This window comes from Pseudomonas sp. EA_5y_Pfl2_R50, assembly GCF_963970475.1.
Classification (GTDB): domain Bacteria; phylum Pseudomonadota; class Gammaproteobacteria; order Pseudomonadales; family Pseudomonadaceae; genus Aquipseudomonas.
On record NZ_CAXAPT010000012.1, the window covers coordinates 42920 to 58820 of the forward strand.

Below are 15901 nucleotides of genomic sequence, written 5' to 3' on the forward strand. Positions count from 1 at the left end.
AGAGGGCTGTGGCTTTCGTTCAACTCGCCGATGGCGAACTGCACTATCAAATTGAAGGCCCGGTCGATGCGCCGGTGCTGGTGCTGTCCAACTCCCTGGGCACTGACCTGCACATGTGGGATGCGCAGATGCCGGCCTTTACCGAGCATTTTCGCGTGCTGCGTTTCGACACCCGTGGTCACGGTCAATCGCTGGTGACGCCGGGGCCGTACAGCATCGAGCAACTCGGTCACGACGTACTCGGCCTGCTCGATGCGCTGCACATTGAGCGTGCGCATTTCTGCGGATTGTCGATGGGCGGCCTGATCGGGCAATGGTTGGGCATCAATGCCGGGCATCGTCTGCACAAGCTGATCGTCTGCAACACGGCGGCAAAAATCGGCGATCCGTCGGTATGGAACCCACGCATCGAAACCGTGCTGCGTGACGGCGCGGCGGCGATGGTTGCCCTGCGTGATGCATCGATTGCCCGTTGGTTTACCCCGGACTTTTCGGCAGCGCATCCGGCGGCGGCCAAGCAGATTACCGACATGCTGGCCGCCACTTCGCCTGAAGGCTACGCGGCCAATTGCGCGGCGGTGCGTGATGCCGATTTCCGTGAGCAACTGGCGGCGATCAACGTGCCGTTGCTGGTTATTGCCGGCACCGAAGATGCGGTGACGCCGCCGTCGGGTGGGCACTTCATTCAGGAGCACGTGCGCGGTGCGCAATACGCCGGGTTCTACGCGGCGCACTTGTCCAACGTGCAGGCTGGCGCGGATTTCAGTGATCGTGTGTTGGCGTTTCTAAAGGCCTGACAAGGGGATTTTCGTGGACGAAAAACAACGTTACGACGACGGCATGCAAGTGCGCCGCGCGGTGTTGGGCGATGCGCATGTTGACCGCAGCCTGACCACGCTGACCGAGTTCAACTCGGAGTTTCAGGAAATGATCACCCGGCATGCCTGGGGTGACATCTGGACGCGTCCGGGCCTGCCTCGGCACACACGCAGTCTGATCACCATCGCCATGCTGATCGGCATGAACCGCGAGGGGGAGCTGAAACTGCATTTGCGCGCGGCGGCCAACAACGGCGTGAGCCGTGGCGAGATCAAGGAAGTGATCATGCAGAGCGCGATTTACTGCGGGATACCGGCGGCGAATGCGACGTTTCACCTGGCTGAGTCGGTGTGGGATGAGTTGGGTGTTGAATCCCGCGAGTGAGGGTGGCCTCATCTGACGTCTTCGCGAGCAAGCCCGCGCCCACAGGAGAATGCGTTTCCCCTGTGGGCGCGGGCTTGCTCGCGAAGGCGCTAGCGGCCGCGAAATCAGACGTGGGCGACAATGAATATCCGCTTGAACGCAAACAACGTATGCCCATCCGCCTCCTGCGGATAATGCGCATGCACCCGCATCAGAAAGTGATAGATAAACCGCGCCTGTTCGGCTGAATCCAGCGCCTGCATCACCGGTCGCAACGCCGACACTTTTACCCAGTCGTACACCGGCGATTTGCCGTCCACCACCTGCAATTGCTCGGTCTCCCAGATGTCCAGCGACGTAGTCTGCGGCGCGAGCAAGCGGTAGTAATCCTCCAGTGACAACAACGGTCGCGCGGCCATGCGCTGGCGCAGTTCGGGCGTGCCCAAGGGTGTGCCGTTGGGGCCGCCGTCTTCGAGGGTGTCGAGCATCAGCCGATACCACAAGGCGTCGCGCCAGTCCGGCATGTGCGCCGCCAGACAGCCGCCGGGGTTCAGATAACCGAGCAGGCGCGGCAGCAGCGTTTCATGGCCGTCGATGAAGTGCAGCACGGCGGCGGCGAACAGCAGATCCGCCGGCTGCTCCGGTTGCCAATCAAGCAGGTCGCAACGTTTCCACAACGCCCGGATCGGCAGACAGCGCGCCTCATCGAGCATCTGTGCGGAGCTGTCGACGCCCTGCAACTGCGCGCGCGGCCAGCGTTTGGCCAACAACTGCGTGGCAATGCCGGTGCCGCAGCCGAGGTCGTAAATGCGTTGCGGATTCGCCAGGTCAACCCGGTCGAGCAATTCATTGACCGGACGTTGCCTGAGACGAGAAAACTGCTGGTACGCCTTGGCGTTCCATTGGGTGCTGGCTTCCCCTGCCGTTTCAAGTTTGACGCTCATGAGGTGATCCTCTCTGGCGAGTTACAGTTGTCTTCCGATGATGTTGAGGGTTTTCAGGACAACTGCCACACCTTTGCGCGTATCCGTATCGTTCAACAGTTTGAGCAAGGCAAAGAGGCTCAGCGATTCGGGCAGTGCCGCAGCTTCAGCTTTGGCTTGGCGCAAAGTGTTACTGACTGCCCAAGTGGTTGCCGCAGCGGATTCGAACGCCTGCGCGAGCTTTTCCACCATCGCTGCATCCGTCACGTCAATCAGATCGGAAAGCAATGAAAGCAAGTCCACGAGGTTTTCCAGTCTTCCACCGTCAACCAACGGTTGCAGTTTGGCCATGAGGGCGGTGAACCCTGGCGTGGCCGATATTTCTTCAGGCATATTCATCTGTCATCACTCCTCCCTGTGCAGGGTCAAAGCATGCCTCGTGCCACAGCCCAGTAAAGGCCGCGATTGAAACCGTTTCTGAGCAGACCGCCAAGTTTGGTGGGCGGTGTCGGCTGTACATCGTGGGAATAGTCGTACCAAAGAGGCATCCCGGCATTCAGCCCCATTTGCGCCACTGCCTGAACCCGACCGTCATAGACGCTGTTGGGGGCTCCCAAGCGAATTTCGGCGGTGATGTTGTTGGCGATGACGGGTGCCTGGTTATGGCATGCACCACCCGCCTTGCTCACTGGAAGATCCACGGTGTCGCCGATCACATAGACATGTTGCAGGCCATAAACCTGCAGCGTTTCATGATGGGTCGGCAGCCAGCCCTCATCATTCGGCGCTTGTGAGGCGCCGGACTCCCGAACCGCTTTAACTGCACAGATCGGCGGGGTAGCCATCAGGATGTCGAATGGTTGTGCATCACCTTCGGCTGAATAGGCGACTTTTGCGTCGGGGTCGACCTTGCTCAGAGTGAAGCTGCGCTGAAAGTGGATACCTTTCTGTTCAAAAATGTCCGGCAGGATTTCGCCCGTGGGCCGTTGCAGAAACAGGCAATTACGTAAGAGTTGGGCGACGGTAGGGTAGGTGTAAATGATTTCTACCTTGTCACGGACACCTCGGCGACGCAGGAAATCATCAAGCATCAATGTCGTTTCCACCGGAGCAATGCCGCACTGGTGAGGGACGTTGGGTGTTTGCGGGAAAGATACCGTAATGAAAATCCGGCCTTTTTCGATGGTGCTCAGCCTTTGTGCCAGTTGACGGGCGGGTTGGTATTGATAGAAGTGATCGCCAGCCTCTTGCAATCCCTCAATGCGTTCAGGCGCAGGCACGCAGCCAGTGGCGATGACCAGAAAATCGTAGTCATAGCGTTTTGCGCTACGGGTTTTCAGGTATTGGCCAGGAAAATCGAAGTGGGTGACTTCTTCAACATTAAAGTGGATTTCCGGGCGTAACAGTGAACGTTCCGGGCGTTTGATTTCTTCATTGAAGAACTGGTTGAACGCCACATACATGAACGCCGGTTTGTAGAAGTGATCGGGGGAATTGGATAGCAGGGTGATCGAGACGTCGCCGCGAAGGATTTCCGGATACAGCTTGCCGGCCAATTGATTGGCCAGCATGGTTCCGCCTACACCGCCACCGACGATAACTATTCGCTTATTCATACCTGACCTCCGAGGTCATGGCAGCTTCGCGTACAGCATCCGGAGATAACGGAAGAGAAAAAGGGCTCCTACTTCGGACTGGAGAAAGTAACCACCTACTGACTTTATCTGTGTGAGTACAATCCGCCAGTTCGATACGACCGACGGAGTGCCTCAACGAGCCAGCTATTGAAGTGACCGTTCGCTGATTACAAAAGGCTGATCGGGTAACTGACGATCAAGCGGTTCTCGTCGAACTCGTTATTGCTGTAATCACGGCGCATGGTCGAGTTGCGCCATCTGACGTTCAGATTCTTCAAGGCGCCGCTCTGCACGGTGTAGCCCAGTTCTGACTCTCGGCCCCATTCCTTGCCATCGGTGATCGTCCCGGTGTGTACGTTGTCGCCGCTGATGTAGCGGTTCATCAGGGTCAGGCCGGGGACACCGAGCGCGGCGAAGTTGTAGTCGTGGCGCAGTTGCCAGGAACGTTCCTGTGCGTTGTCGTAACTGGCGTTGTAGCTGTCGTTGGCCAAGGTGCCGCCACTGGTGCCGTTGACGCGCATCCACGCGCTGTCGCCAGTGAGTTTCTGCAGACCGACATAAAAAGTGTTGCCGCCGTATTTGGCCGAGAACATCCCCGACCAGGTCTTGTTGTCCAGATCACCGGCACGGGCGCTGCCGTCGTCCTTGCCATAGAAAAATCCGAGGTTGGCGCCGAGGGTCCAGTCGCCCAGCGGCTGGCTGTGGATCAGGTTGACGTATTGCTGGCTGTAGATGTCCTTGAGTTCGGCATTCCACAGGCCGATCTGCGTGCGTTTTTCATTGAAAACGTATTCGCCGCCCTGGAAGTTGAAGCGATCTGAAGTGAACGCTGCTTTGCCGGTCATCGACATGTCACTCATGCTGCTGTCGTCGCGCGGGCTGTTGGCGCGGAACTGGCCGCCGTAAAGGGTGAGGCCGTCGATTTCCTTCGAGGTGATCTGGCCTCCACGGAAGGTCTGGGGCAACGAGCGACCATCGTCCGAGCGCAGGATCGGCAGCACCGGCATCCATTCGCCGACCTTCACTTCGGTCTGGGACAGCTTGGCCTTGAACGCGACGTTGGTGCGGCCGAAGTTGTCGGCCGGGCGCCCGTCGTGATCCAGCGGCAGCAACTGCGTGCCGCCCGTGCCTTTGCCGCCATCGAGTTTCACCGAGTACAAGCCCAGCACGTCCATGCCGAAACCGACAGTGCCTTGGGTGAAGCCGGATTTGGCATCGAGGATGAAGCTCTGCGTCCACTCTTCAGCCTTGCCCTGGGCCTTGGTCGGGTTGGTGAAGTTGCGGTTGATGTAAAAGTTGCGCAGGTTCAGGTTGACCTTGGCGCCTTCGACGAAACCGGCTTCTTCGGCCGCAACGGGCAGGGCCGCGCCAGCCAGGACGAGGGCGATCAGGCCAGGAAATGCATAAGGCGCAGGGGAGGTGGTCATGGGCTCGGGTCTCTCTTGTTTTTTTAGGCGAACGGGGGCGCGGGCGCCGTTTTCGGGGGGCGCAGTCATGAATGATTTTCAGGGTGAAGCGGCGTTGATCAGCCGGACGGAGCAGGGCGCGGGAGCATGGTATCGAACCTGTTGTTATTGGTTTTGTGGAGCGAATGGTGCGGGGGGCGGAGGGCGGGTTTCAATTGGGTAAAGCGGGTTTTGGGCGATTATCGAACGCAAGATTGAGCCGAGTGTTCCGGGTGAATGCAGGGGCCTCTTCGCGAGCAGGTTCGCTCCCACATTTGGAGTGCGATCCCCCTGTGGGAGCGGGCTTGCTCGCGAAAGGGCCAGCCCAGACAACACAACGTTCCGACAGACAACAAAAAGCCCACCAATCGGTGGGCTCCCTGTATTCAGCCGATGATGATCAGAACAACTTCATCTTCGGTGCTTCTTCTTTCAGCGCTTCGTTCTGCGCGGTCTGCGCATTCCAGCCACCGCCCAGGGCCTTGTACAGGTTGACCGCACTGGTCAACTGCGCGAGGCGGTCGGTGATCAGCGCTTGTTGCGCGCTGAACAGCTGACGCTGGGCATCGAGGAAGGTCAGGTTGCTGTCGACGCCGATGCGATACCGACGTTCAGCCAGGCGGTAGTAATCCTGGTTGGCCTGAACGAAGTCACGCTGCGCTTGCAACTGCTCGGTGTAGGTCTGGCGTGCGGCGAGGCCATCGGCGACTTCCTGGAAGGCCGTTTGAATGGACTTCTCGTAGTTCGCCACGCCAATGTCCTTCTGGATCTTGGCGTAGTCGAGGCTGGCGCGCAGGCTGCCGGCGTTGAAAATCGGCAGGTTGATCTGCGGCTGGAACAGCCACGTCCCTGAACCACCCTTGAACAGGCCGGACAGATCCGGGCTCAGGCTGCCCGCGTTGGCGGTCAGGCTGATGCTCGGGAAGAACGCGGCACGGGCCGCGCCGATGTTGGCGTTGGCCGCTTTCAGGTTGTACTCGGCTTGCAGGATGTCCGGACGACGTTGCAGCAGGTCTGAAGGCAGACCGGCCGGTACGTCGCTGAGCAGGTTATCGGACAGCGGTCTGGCCGCTTGCAGATTGGCCGGGATACCGGTGCCGAGCAGCAGGGTCAGGCTGTTTTCGTCTTGTGCGACCTGGCGGGTATAGCGCGCCAGTTGTGCACGAGCGTTCTCGACCGAGGTGCGCGACTGGGCCAGATCCAGCGCCGAGGCCACACCGACTTCGTTGCTGCGGCTGGTCAGCTTGTAGCTTTCTTCGAAGGCACCGAGGGTGTCCTGAGTGAGCTTGAGCAGTTCCTTGTCCGCTTGCCAGGTGAGGTAAGCATTGGCGACGCTGGCGACCAGACTGATCTGGGTGCTGCGGCGTGCTTCTTCGGTGGCGAAGTATTGTTGCAACGCTTGTTCGCTCAGGCTGCGAACGCGACCGAACAGGTCAAGTTCGTAGGCGCTGATGCCGACGGTGGCCGAGTACGAACTGCTGATCATCGAATCGCCGGTTTGCGAAGCGCGTGCCGGCAGACGCTGACGGCTGCCGTTGGCATTGGCCGAAACCGCGGGGAACAGGTCGGCCCGCTGGATGCGGTATTGAGCCGCGTAGGCATCGATGTTCAGCGCCGCGACACGCAGGTCGCGGTTGTTTTCCAGGGAGACCTGGATCAGCTGTTGCAGCGCAGGGTCATGGAAAAACTGCTTCCAGCCCTGCTCGGCAGCGGCCTGCGCCGGTGCCTGGGCCGGCGAGTACGCCGGCCCCTGCGGATACTGACCTGCGACCGGGGCCTCAGGCTGCTGATAGTCAGGTATCAGCGAGCAACCGCTCAGCACGAAGGCAGCGACTGCGAGGGAGAGTAGCGACTTGCTCATTGGCCAGCCTCTTTAGGAGTTTCAGTCGTTTCATCCTTGTCAGCGTTTTTGCGCTGGCCCAGGGACGAAACCGTAACGAAGAACAGTGGGACCCAGAAGATCGCCAGGATCGTGGCCGTCAGCATACCGCCAATCACGCCAGTACCGATTGCATGCTGGCTGCCCGAACCGGCACCGGTGGAGATTGCCAACGGTACAACACCGAGCACGAACGCCAGCGAGGTCATGATGATCGGGCGCAGACGCATGCGGCAGGCTTCGATTGCCGCGTCACGCAGGCTGCGTCCCTGTTCATGCAGTTCCTTGGCGAACTCGACGATCAGAATGGCGTTTTTAGCCGCCAGACCGATGGTCGTCAACAGCCCCACCTGGAAGTACACGTCGTTGGACAGCCCGCGCAGGCTGGTCGCCAGCAGCGCACCGATGATCCCCAACGGCACCACGAGCATAACCGCAATCGGAATCGACCAGCTCTCGTACAACGCCGCCAGACACAGGAACACCATCAGCAGCGAGAGGGCGTAAAGCGCCGGCGCTTGCGAGCCGGACAGACGTTCCTCATAGGACAGACCGGTCCAGGAGATACCGACACCCGCCGGCAGCTTCTTGGCAATCGCCTCGACTTCGGCCATCGCTTCACCGGTGGAGTACCCCGGCGCAGGCGCACCCAGTACTTCAACCGCTTCTACACCGTTGTAGCGCGCCAGTTTCGGCGAGCCGTAGATCCACTCGCCCTTGGCGAACGCGGAGAACGGAACCATGGTGCCTTCGGCGTTACGCACGTACCACTTCTTCAGGTCTTCCGGACTCATGCGCGAATCCGGCTGGCCCTGCACGTACACCTTCTTCACACGACCGCGGTCGATGAAGTCGTTGACGTAGCTACTGCCCAAGGCAATCGACAGGGTGTTGTTGATGTCGCTGATGGTAATGCCCAGGGCACTGGCCTTCTCGTCATCGATTTCCAGCTGGAACTGCGGCTCATCGTTCAGACCGTTGGGACGTACCTGGGTCAGGACTTTGCTCTGCGCGGCCATGCCGAGGAACTGGTTGCGCGCTTCCATCAGTTTTTCGTGGCCGATACCGGCACGGTCCTGCAGGAATACGTCGAAACCGGTGGCGTTACCCAGTTCCAGCACCGCTGGCGGAGCAAACGCGAACACCATGGCATCACGGAAACTGAAGAAATGCTGCTGAGCACGGGCCGCGAGGCTGAATACGCTGTTGTCGGCGTTACGCTCGTCCCACGGTTTGAGCATGATGAAAGCCATACCCGAGCTCTGACCACGACCGGCGAAGTTGAAGCCGGTGACGGTGAACACCGAAGCCACGGCGTCGGCCTCACCGCCGTCCTTGTTCGGACGCAGCAGGTATTCACGCATTTCATCCACGACCACCTGGGTACGCTGGGCACTGGAGCCGGCCGGGGTCTGCACCTGGGCGAACAGAACGCCCTGGTCTTCTTCCGGCAGGAACGCGGTCGGAATGCGGGTGAACAGCCAGATCATGCCGACAACGATCAGCAGGTAGGCCAGCAGGTACGGCGCTTTGCGCGACAGCATGTTGCCGACACCGCGCTCGTAGCTCTGCACGCCACGGTCGAAATTGCGGTTGAACCAACCAAAGAAGCCTTTCTTCGGCGTGCCGTGCTCGCCTTTCGGAATCGGCTTGAGCATGGTGGCGCACAGCGCCGGGGTGAAAATCAGGGCGACCAGTACCGACAGGGCCATGGCCGAGACGATGGTGATCGAGAACTGCTTGTAGATCACACCGGTGGAGCCGCTGAAGAACGCCATCGGCAGCAATACCGCCGACAGTACGAGGGCGATACCGACCAGTGCGCCCTGGATCTGGCCCATGGACTTTTTGGTCGCCTCTTTCGGTGACAAGCCTTCTTCGCTCATCACCCGCTCGACGTTTTCCACCACGACGATGGCGTCGTCCACCAGCAAGCCGATGGCCAGCACCATGCCGAACATGGTCAGCGTGTTGATGCTGAACCCGGCGGCAGCGAGGATGCCGAACGTACCCAGCAAGACCACCGGCACGGTCATCGTGGTGATGACGGTGGCGCGGAAGTTTTGCAGGAACAGGAACATCACCAGGAACACCAGCGCGATCGCTTCGACCAGGGTGTGAACCACACCTTTGATCGACTCGGTCACCACGGGGGTGGTGTCGTAAGGGAAGACGACTTCCATGCCTTGCGGGAAGAACGGCTTGAGGTCGTCAATCGTCTTGCGCAGGGCCTTGGCGGTATCGAGGGCGTTGGCGCCGTTGGCCAGTTTCACCGCCAGACCGGAAGCCGGGCTGCCGTTGAACTGGGCACTGATCGCATAGTTTTCGCCACCCAGGCCGACATCCGCGACGTCTTTGAGGCGAACCTGCGAACCGTCCTTGTTGACCTTGAGCAGAATTTCCTTGAACTGCTCGGCCGTCTGCAGACGGGTCTTGCCGATGATCGTGGCGTTGAGTTGCTGGCCTTGTACGGCCGGCAAGCCGCCGAGCTGACCGGACGACACCTGGACGTTCTGCGCGGCAATCGCGTTTTTTACGTCCACCGGGGTCAGATTGAAATTGTTCAACTTGGCCGGATCGAGCCAGATACGCATCGCATACTGGGCACCGAAAACCTGGAAGTCACCGACACCGGCGGTCCGCGAGATCGGGTCCTGCATGTTCGACACGATGTAGTTGGACAGGTCGTCCTTGGTCATGCTGCCGTCACGCGATACCACGCCGATCACCAGCAGGAAGTTCTTCACTGCCTTGGTCACACGGATACCTTGTTGCTGCACTTCCTGCGGCAACAGCGGGGTTGCGAGGTTCAGCTTGTTCTGAACCTGCACCTGCGCGGTGTCGGAGTTGGTGCCTTGCTCGAAGGTCGCGGTGATGGTCATGCTGCCGTCGGAGTTACTTTCCGAGGACACATAACGCAGGTTGTCGATACCGTTGAGCTGTTGCTCGATGACCTGGACCACGGTGTCCTGCACGGTTTGTGCGGACGCACCCGGGTAGGTCACCTGAATCGCAATGGCCGGCGGCGCAATGCTCGGGTACTGGTTGATCGGCAATTTCAGGATCGAAAGTGCCCCGACCAGCATGATCACCAGGGCGATTACCCAGGCGAAAATCGGACGGTCGATAAAGAATTTTGACATGGGTTACTCCCCTTTGCCGCCGGCGGCTTTGTCAGCTGCCTGTGCGGGGGCCGGGTTCTTTGCGTGAACGTTGGTCGCTTCAGTGGCTTTGACTTCCACACCCGGTTTGACGTACTGCAGACCTTCGGTGATCAGACGGTCGCCGGCCTTGAGGCCGTCTTCGATCAGCCACTGGCTGCCGACGGTGCGGCTGGCCTTGAGCTGACGCAGCTCGACCTTGTTGTCGGCACCGACGACCAGTGCGGTCGGGGTACCTTTGAGGTCACGGGTCACGCCTTGCTGTGGTGCAAGAATCGCGGCGCTGTTCACACCGGCCTGCAACTGGGCATGGACGAACATGCCTGGCAGCAGGGTGTGATCCGGGTTCGGGAACACCGCACGCAGGGTGACGGAGCCGGTGGTCTGATCGACCGACACTTCCGAGAATTCCAGCTTACCGTCAAGCTTGTACTGGCTGCCGTCTTCCAGGGTCAGTTTGACCGCTGCGGCGTTGTCGCCGGCCTTCTGCAGACGTCCGCTTTCCAGCTCGCGGCGCAATTCCAGCAGTTCAACCGAGGACTGCGTAACGTCGACGTAGATCGGGTCCAACTGCTGGATCACGGCCATGGCATCGGTCTGGCCGTTGCTGACGAGTGCACCTTCAGTCACTGAAGAGCGGCCGATACGCCCGGAGATCGGCGCGTAGACCTTGGTGTAACGCACGTTGATCTGCGCGCTCTGCAATTCGGCTTCCGATTGCAAACGGTTGGACAGCGCCGTGTCGTATTCCTGGCGGCTGACTGCCTGTTCATCAACCAATTGCTTGTAGCGGTCGGAGATCGACTTGGTCGAACGCAGGCTGGCTTCGGCGCTTTTCAGGGTCGCTTCGTAGACCGACGGATCGATCTGGTACAGCTGCTGACCGGCTTTGACGTCGCCGCCTTCCTTGAACAGACGCTTGAGAATGATGCCGTTGACCTGCGGACGAACTTCAGCGATGCGGAACGCACTGGTGCGGCCCGGCAGTTCGGACGTAAGCGTGAAGGCTTGTGGTTGCAGGGTAACGACGCCGACCTGAGGGGGCGGAGCGGGCGGTGCCGCCTCTTCCTTTTTACATCCGCTGAGCAGCGATGCCAGGGCGACGGCAGTGACCAGAGCGGTAACAGCTGGCTTGAATTGCATGAAGATCCTCGGGTCAGGCGCGCAAATAACGCACAAGAAGTGTGTAAGGGTAAAAAAAGGATACCGGGTGGATAAGTAGCTTGCTAAGGAATATACTTACGTTCATGGTTGTTTGTAAACACCTTGTCCGCGTACCCATCCTGTTACAGAAGTCGTTGCAAGGTATGAAATTGTAGGCTGGGGAGCCGATTCACGAGAGATCGCCCCCTCTTTATTCAGCGGATGTTCAGCCATCCCTGAAACATCCTGTTTGAGGTTTTACTGCCATGGTCCGTCGTACCAAAGAGGAAGCTCAGGAAACCCGCAGCCAGATCCTGGAAGCGGCAGAGAAAGCCTTCTATGAACGGGGTGTCGCTCGCACGACCCTCGCAGACATTGCGACCCTGGCCGGTGTCACGCGCGGTGCGATCTACTGGCACTTCAGCAACAAGGCTGATCTGTTGCAGGCCATGCTCGATACGTTGCATGAACCCCTGGATGAATTGGCCAAGGCCAGCGAGAGCGAGGACGAACTTGATCCGCTGGGCTGCATGCGCAAATTGCTGATTCATTTGTTTCATCAAGTTGCGCTGGACCCGAAGACCCGGCGTATCAACGAAATTCTGTTTCATAAGTGCGAGTTCACCGATGAAATGTGCGATTTGCGCCAGCAGCGCCGAGTGGCCAGTCTCGAATGCAATGAGCGCATCGGGCTGACCCTGCGTAATGCGGTCAATCGGGGCCAGTTGCCGGAGGATCTCGACACCGCCCGCGCGGCCATCAGCATTCATGCCTATATTGATGGCCTCCTGTATGGCTGGCTGCTGACGCCAGACAGTTTCGAACTGCATGCCGAAGCCGAGCGTTGGGTCGATACAGGGCTGGATATGCTGCGCCTGAGCCCGAGCCTGCGCAAATGAAACAAAATCCGTAATTGACACAGCTTATGTCAATTGGCCTGCTTTTATATACGTCAGCGGGGGCGGAGTTTATACGTAGCGAGCTACGCATTTTGTAGGGAAATTGTTTCGTCCTTGTGAAACAAGGTAACGCTCGCCAGTCAGGTCGGCGTCGAGGAAACCCGGACATTGACAGTCAACTCCCACGTTTGACCTCCAGCGAGCAAATCCAGCAAAAAGCCCCCGGCTCTCACGAGTCGGGGGCTTTTGCGTTTCTGCGTGTTGCCTGTTACAGCGTTGGGTAGTCGATATAACCGACCGGGCCTTTCGCGTAGAACAGCTCCGGACGCGCCTCATTCAACGGCGCATCAGCCTTCAAACGCGCCGGCAGATCCGGGTTGGCGATGAACGGCACGCCGAACGCCACAGCGTCTGCCTTGCCGTCGGCCAGCCACGCGTTGGCGCTGTCCTTGGTGAATTTTTCGTTGGCGATGTACGGGCCGCCGAACGCTTCTTTCAATTGCGGGCCGAGGCTGTCGGCACCTTCTTTCTCGCGGGAGCAGATGAATGCGATACCACGCTTGCCCAGTTCACGTGCGACGTAGGTGAAGGTTTCCGCCAGGTTGTCGTCGCCCATGTCATGGGAATCAGCGCGCGGTGCCAGGTGCACACCAACACGGCCGGCGCCCCAGACTTCGATGGCGGCATCAGTCACTTCCAGTAGCAGTCGCGCACGGTTTTCCAGGGAACCGCCGTAGTTGTCGGTGCGCTGGTTGGTGCTGCTTTGCAGGAACTGGTCAAGCAGGTAACCGTTGGCGCCGTGGATTTCCACACCGTCGAAACCGGCGGCTTTGGCGTTCTCGGCACCGGTGCGGTAAGCGTCGACGATGTCGGCGATTTCAGCGGTTTCCAGTGCACGCGGGGTTGGGTAGTCGGCCATTGGGCGAACCAGGCTGACGTGACCTTTTGGCTGGATCGCGCTCGGTGCCACCGGGGTTTCACCGTTCAGGTACGACTCGTGAGAGATACGGCCGACGTGCCACAGTTGCAGGAAGATCTTGCCGCCGGCAGCGTGAATGGCTTTGGTGACGTTCGCCCAGCCACGTACTTGATCGTTGGACCAGATGCCCGGGGTGTCAGGGTAGCCGACGCCCATCGGTGTCACCGACGTAGCTTCGCTGAGGATCAGGCCGGCGGAAGCGCGCTGTACGTAATACTCAGCCATCAACGCATTCGGCACGCGGCCTTCGTCGGCGCGGCAGCGAGTCAGCGGCGCCATGATGATGCGGTTGGCCAGTTCGATGTCGCCGAGCTTGATTGGATCAAAAATAGTTGCCATGTCTACAACCCTCGTAAGTGAAAAGTTAATCAGTTGGTTGCTGGGGCCAGATCGGCATTGCCGTTCTGACGGAAAGTAATCAGGGTCACCAGCAGCGCGAGCACAGCCAGCGCGGCGGCGGCGAGCGGGACGCTGGTCAGGCCGTAGCCGTGGGCGATGACGGTGCCGCCAACCCAGGCGCCGAGAGCATTGCCGACGTTGAACGCGCCGATGTTCAGGGTCGAAACCAGGTTCGGTGCGGCTTTGCCGAAGGTCACCACGTTGACTTGCAGCGCCGGTACGGCGGCGAAACACGCGGTGGCCCAGAGGAACAGGGTGATTTCAGTCGGGATCAGCGCGACGCTGGTCCAGGTCAGCACCGTGGAGACCACGGCCATGGCGATGAACACGCCGATCAGCGTGGCGGCCATGCCTTTGTCGGCGAGTTTGCCGCCGATGATGTTGCCGACGGTCAGGCCCAGGCCGATCAGCATCAGCGTCCAGGTCACGCCACGCGGCGACACGCCAGTGACTTCGCCGAGCAGCGGCGCGACATAGGTGAACAGGGTGAACACGGACGCGGCGAACAGCGCGGTCATGCTCAGCGACAACCAGATCCCGGCGCCTTTGAGGGCGGCGAGTTCGGCGCGCATGTCGAGTTTCTCTTCGTCACGCTTGGCCGGCAGGAAGCGGATCAGGCCGATCAGTGCAATCACACCGATGACGGTCACCGCCCAGAAGGTCGAGCGCCAGCCGTATTGCTGACCCAGCGCAGTGCCCAGCGGTACACCGAGGACGTTGGCCAGGGTCAGGCCGGTGAACATCAAGGCAACGGCCGAAGCACGCTTGTTGGCCGGCACCAGGTTGGCGGCAACGACCGAACCGATACCGAAGAACGCGCCGTGGCACAGAGCGGTGATCACCCGGGCAAACATCAGCACGTTGTAATCACTGGCAATCGCGCAAAGCAGGTTGCCGACAATGAAGATGCCCATCAACGCGACCAGCGCTGCTTTACGCGGCAGTTTGGCGGTGGCCATCGCCATGAACGGCGCCCCGATGGCCACGCCCAGGGCGTAACCGGTGACCAGCCAGCCAGCGCCGGGGATCGACACACCGAGGTCGGCCGCCACATCGGGCAACAGGCCCATGATGACGAATTCGGTGGTGCCGATGGCAAAGGCGCTCAGGGCGAGAATGAGTAGCGAGAGGGGCATGCTTGTTTCCTTGTCGGCTGGCTGACGTTAAGGGTCAGAGCTCTTTACTGAGTGTGCTGAGGAACGCCTGTATCACGTCCTCGTTGCGTTTGAAAAAGTGCCATTGACCGGCCTTCTGGCTGCTGATCAGCCCTGCGCGTTGCAACGTCGCGAGGTGCGCAGAAACGGTCGACTGCGACAGGCCGCAGCGCTGATCGATCTGCCCGGCACAGATGCCGTACTCGTGGTTGTGCAACTGTTCCGGGAATTCGCCTTTCGGGTCTTTCAGCCAGTTGAGGATGTCTCGCCGTACTGGGTGCGCCAGGGCTTTTATTATTTCGTCGAGGTCAAGGTTCATGGCAGGGGGCTCGGTTGTGTAAAACGCTATATCGCGATGAGGCGAACTTTAAATCGGTAATTCGCGATATACCAATATGATTTTGATCTGATGAGCATGCAAATCGCTATATCGGGTTATAACGATATGGGGAGATGTCGATGGCAGAGCGCGGTGCTAAGCTGCGCCCATGAACTATCTCGCACATTTACATCTGGGTGGGCAGCGTCCCGGTCAATTGCTCGGCAGCCTGTATGGCGACTTCGTCAAAGGCCGGCTGCAAGGGCAGTTTGCGCCGGAGGTGGAAGCCGCGATTCAACTGCATCGCCGGATTGACGTGTTCACTGATCGTCATCCGCGGGTGGACATCGCCTTGGGGCGGTTCACCGAGACGCGACGGCGTTACGCGGGCATCGTGCTCGATGTGTTTTTCGATCATTGCCTGGCGCGGGACTGGCGGTTGTATGCCGATCAGCCGCTGGAGATTTTTACGGCTGACGTCTATCGGGTACTGACCCGTGAGCGGCAGTTGCCCGAACGGCTGGCAAAGATCGCCCCGCACATGGTCGCCAATGACTGGTTGGGCTCGTATCAGGAATTCGAAGTGCTGGAGCAGGTGTTGCGCGGGATCTCGCGGCGACTGACCCGTCCGGAAGAGCTGGCGGGGGCGATGCAGGAATTGCGGCGATTGTATGAGCCGTTGAGTGAAGACTTCCGTTTGTTCTACCCGCAACTCCAGGACTTCGCCCAACCCCCCGAATCACTGAAGATCTGAATGTGGGAGCGAGCAGGCTCGCTCCCA

The 15901-nt window shown here is 59.8% G+C and carries 14 protein-coding genes; 4 read left to right on the plus strand and 10 right to left on the minus strand.

Going from position 1 to position 15901, the window contains the following annotated elements; genetic code table 11:
• Positions 1-8 precede the first annotated feature (8 nt).
• Positions 9-797: a 3-oxoadipate enol-lactonase gene (pcaD, locus tag AACY19_RS20075; protein WP_339453241.1), complete on the plus strand. Its 789-nt coding sequence runs from the start codon at positions 9-11 to the stop codon at positions 795-797.
• 13 nt (positions 798-810) lie between these two features.
• Positions 811-1203, plus strand: a complete 393-nt coding sequence (gene pcaC / locus AACY19_RS20080) for a 4-carboxymuconolactone decarboxylase (RefSeq protein WP_025110738.1) — start codon at positions 811-813, stop codon at positions 1201-1203.
• 104 nt (positions 1204-1307) lie between these two features.
• Here the strand turns inward: pcaC and AACY19_RS20085 are convergent, their stop codons facing one another.
• From AACY19_RS20085 to emhA, 7 genes are all read right to left on the minus strand, one after another.
• Complete coding sequence (locus AACY19_RS20085; protein WP_339453244.1) at positions 1308-2126, minus strand: methyltransferase domain-containing protein; 819 nt, start codon at positions 2124-2126, stop codon at positions 1308-1310.
• A gap of 21 nt (positions 2127-2147) precedes the next feature.
• Positions 2148-2456 carry a DUF1641 domain-containing protein gene (locus AACY19_RS20090; protein ID WP_339453246.1) on the minus strand — a complete coding sequence of 103 codons (309 nt, stop codon included), beginning with the start codon at positions 2454-2456 and terminating at the stop codon, positions 2148-2150.
• A 74-nt stretch (positions 2457-2530) separates the two neighbouring features.
• Positions 2531-3721: an NAD(P)/FAD-dependent oxidoreductase gene (locus AACY19_RS20095; RefSeq protein WP_339453248.1), complete on the minus strand. Its 1191-nt coding sequence runs from the start codon at positions 3719-3721 to the stop codon at positions 2531-2533.
• Between the two features lie 188 nt (positions 3722-3909).
• Positions 3910-5169, minus strand: a complete 1260-nt coding sequence (locus AACY19_RS20100; protein WP_339453250.1) for an OprD family porin — start codon at positions 5167-5169, stop codon at positions 3910-3912.
• 418 nt (positions 5170-5587) lie between these two features.
• A complete protein-coding gene (gene emhC / locus AACY19_RS20105) occupies positions 5588-7048 on the minus strand; it encodes an efflux RND transporter outer membrane subunit EmhC (RefSeq protein ID WP_339453252.1) in 1461 nt (486 codons plus the stop codon).
• Positions 7045-10209, minus strand: coding sequence for an efflux RND transporter permease subunit EmhB (gene emhB / locus AACY19_RS20110; protein ID WP_339453254.1), 3165 nt, complete (start codon positions 10207-10209; stop codon positions 7045-7047). Before emhB ends, emhC begins: the two co-directional genes overlap by 4 nt.
• Before the next feature lie 3 nt (positions 10210-10212).
• Positions 10213-11370: an efflux RND transporter periplasmic adaptor subunit EmhA gene (gene emhA, locus AACY19_RS20115; RefSeq protein ID WP_339453256.1), complete on the minus strand. Its 1158-nt coding sequence runs from the start codon at positions 11368-11370 to the stop codon at positions 10213-10215.
• 266 nt (positions 11371-11636) lie between these two features.
• Here emhA and emhR point away from each other — a divergent pair, with 266 nt between their 5' ends.
• Positions 11637-12269, plus strand: a complete 633-nt coding sequence (gene emhR / locus AACY19_RS20120; protein ID WP_339453258.1) for an efflux system transcriptional repressor EmhR — start codon at positions 11637-11639, stop codon at positions 12267-12269.
• Between the two features lie 268 nt (positions 12270-12537).
• On the opposite strand, the gene AACY19_RS20125 is transcribed toward emhR, so the two are convergent.
• The 3 genes from AACY19_RS20125 to AACY19_RS20135 are packed head-to-tail and all read right to left on the minus strand — an operon-like array spanning position 12538 to position 15120.
• Complete coding sequence (locus tag AACY19_RS20125; RefSeq protein ID WP_339453260.1) at positions 12538-13587, minus strand: alkene reductase; 1050 nt, start codon at positions 13585-13587, stop codon at positions 12538-12540.
• Between the two features lie 29 nt (positions 13588-13616).
• Positions 13617-14783 carry an MFS transporter gene (locus AACY19_RS20130; RefSeq protein ID WP_339453262.1) on the minus strand — a complete coding sequence of 389 codons (1167 nt, stop codon included), beginning with the start codon at positions 14781-14783 and terminating at the stop codon, positions 13617-13619.
• 34 nt (positions 14784-14817) lie between these two features.
• On the minus strand, positions 14818-15120 hold the full coding sequence (locus AACY19_RS20135; RefSeq protein ID WP_016771327.1) for an ArsR/SmtB family transcription factor: 303 nt from the start codon (positions 15118-15120) through the stop codon (positions 14818-14820).
• A 169-nt stretch (positions 15121-15289) separates the two neighbouring features.
• On the opposite strand from AACY19_RS20135, the gene AACY19_RS20140 reads away from it, so the two are divergent.
• Positions 15290-15874, plus strand: a complete 585-nt coding sequence (locus tag AACY19_RS20140; RefSeq protein ID WP_339453264.1) for an acyl carrier protein phosphodiesterase — start codon at positions 15290-15292, stop codon at positions 15872-15874.
• Positions 15875-15901 lie beyond the last annotated feature (27 nt).

Coding starts and splice junctions, on each gene's coding strand:
- AACY19_RS20085 (WP_339453244.1), bottom strand. CDS start 2,126: ATGAGCGTCAAACTTGAAACGGCAGGGGAAGCCAGCACCCAATGGAAC.
- AACY19_RS20090 (WP_339453246.1), bottom strand. CDS start 2,456: ATGGCCAAACTGCAACCGTTGGTTGACGGTGGAAGACTGGAAAACCTC.
- AACY19_RS20095 (WP_339453248.1), bottom strand. CDS start 3,721: ATGAATAAGCGAATAGTTATCGTCGGTGGCGGTGTAGGCGGAACCATG.
- AACY19_RS20100 (WP_339453250.1), bottom strand. CDS start 5,169: ATGACCACCTCCCCTGCGCCTTATGCATTTCCTGGCCTGATCGCCCTC.
- emhC (WP_339453252.1), bottom strand. CDS start 7,048: ATGAGCAAGTCGCTACTCTCCCTCGCAGTCGCTGCCTTCGTGCTGAGC.
- emhB (WP_339453254.1), bottom strand. CDS start 10,209: ATGTCAAAATTCTTTATCGACCGTCCGATTTTCGCCTGGGTAATCGCC.
- emhA (WP_339453256.1), bottom strand. CDS start 11,370: ATGCAATTCAAGCCAGCTGTTACCGCTCTGGTCACTGCCGTCGCCCTG.
- emhR (WP_339453258.1), top strand. CDS start 11,637: ATGGTCCGTCGTACCAAAGAGGAAGCTCAGGAAACCCGCAGCCAGATC.
- AACY19_RS20125 (WP_339453260.1), bottom strand. CDS start 13,587: ATGGCAACTATTTTTGATCCAATCAAGCTCGGCGACATCGAACTGGCC.
- AACY19_RS20130 (WP_339453262.1), bottom strand. CDS start 14,783: ATGCCCCTCTCGCTACTCATTCTCGCCCTGAGCGCCTTTGCCATCGGC.
- AACY19_RS20135 (WP_016771327.1), bottom strand. CDS start 15,120: ATGAACCTTGACCTCGACGAAATAATAAAAGCCCTGGCGCACCCAGTA.
- AACY19_RS20140 (WP_339453264.1), top strand. CDS start 15,290: ATGAACTATCTCGCACATTTACATCTGGGTGGGCAGCGTCCCGGTCAA.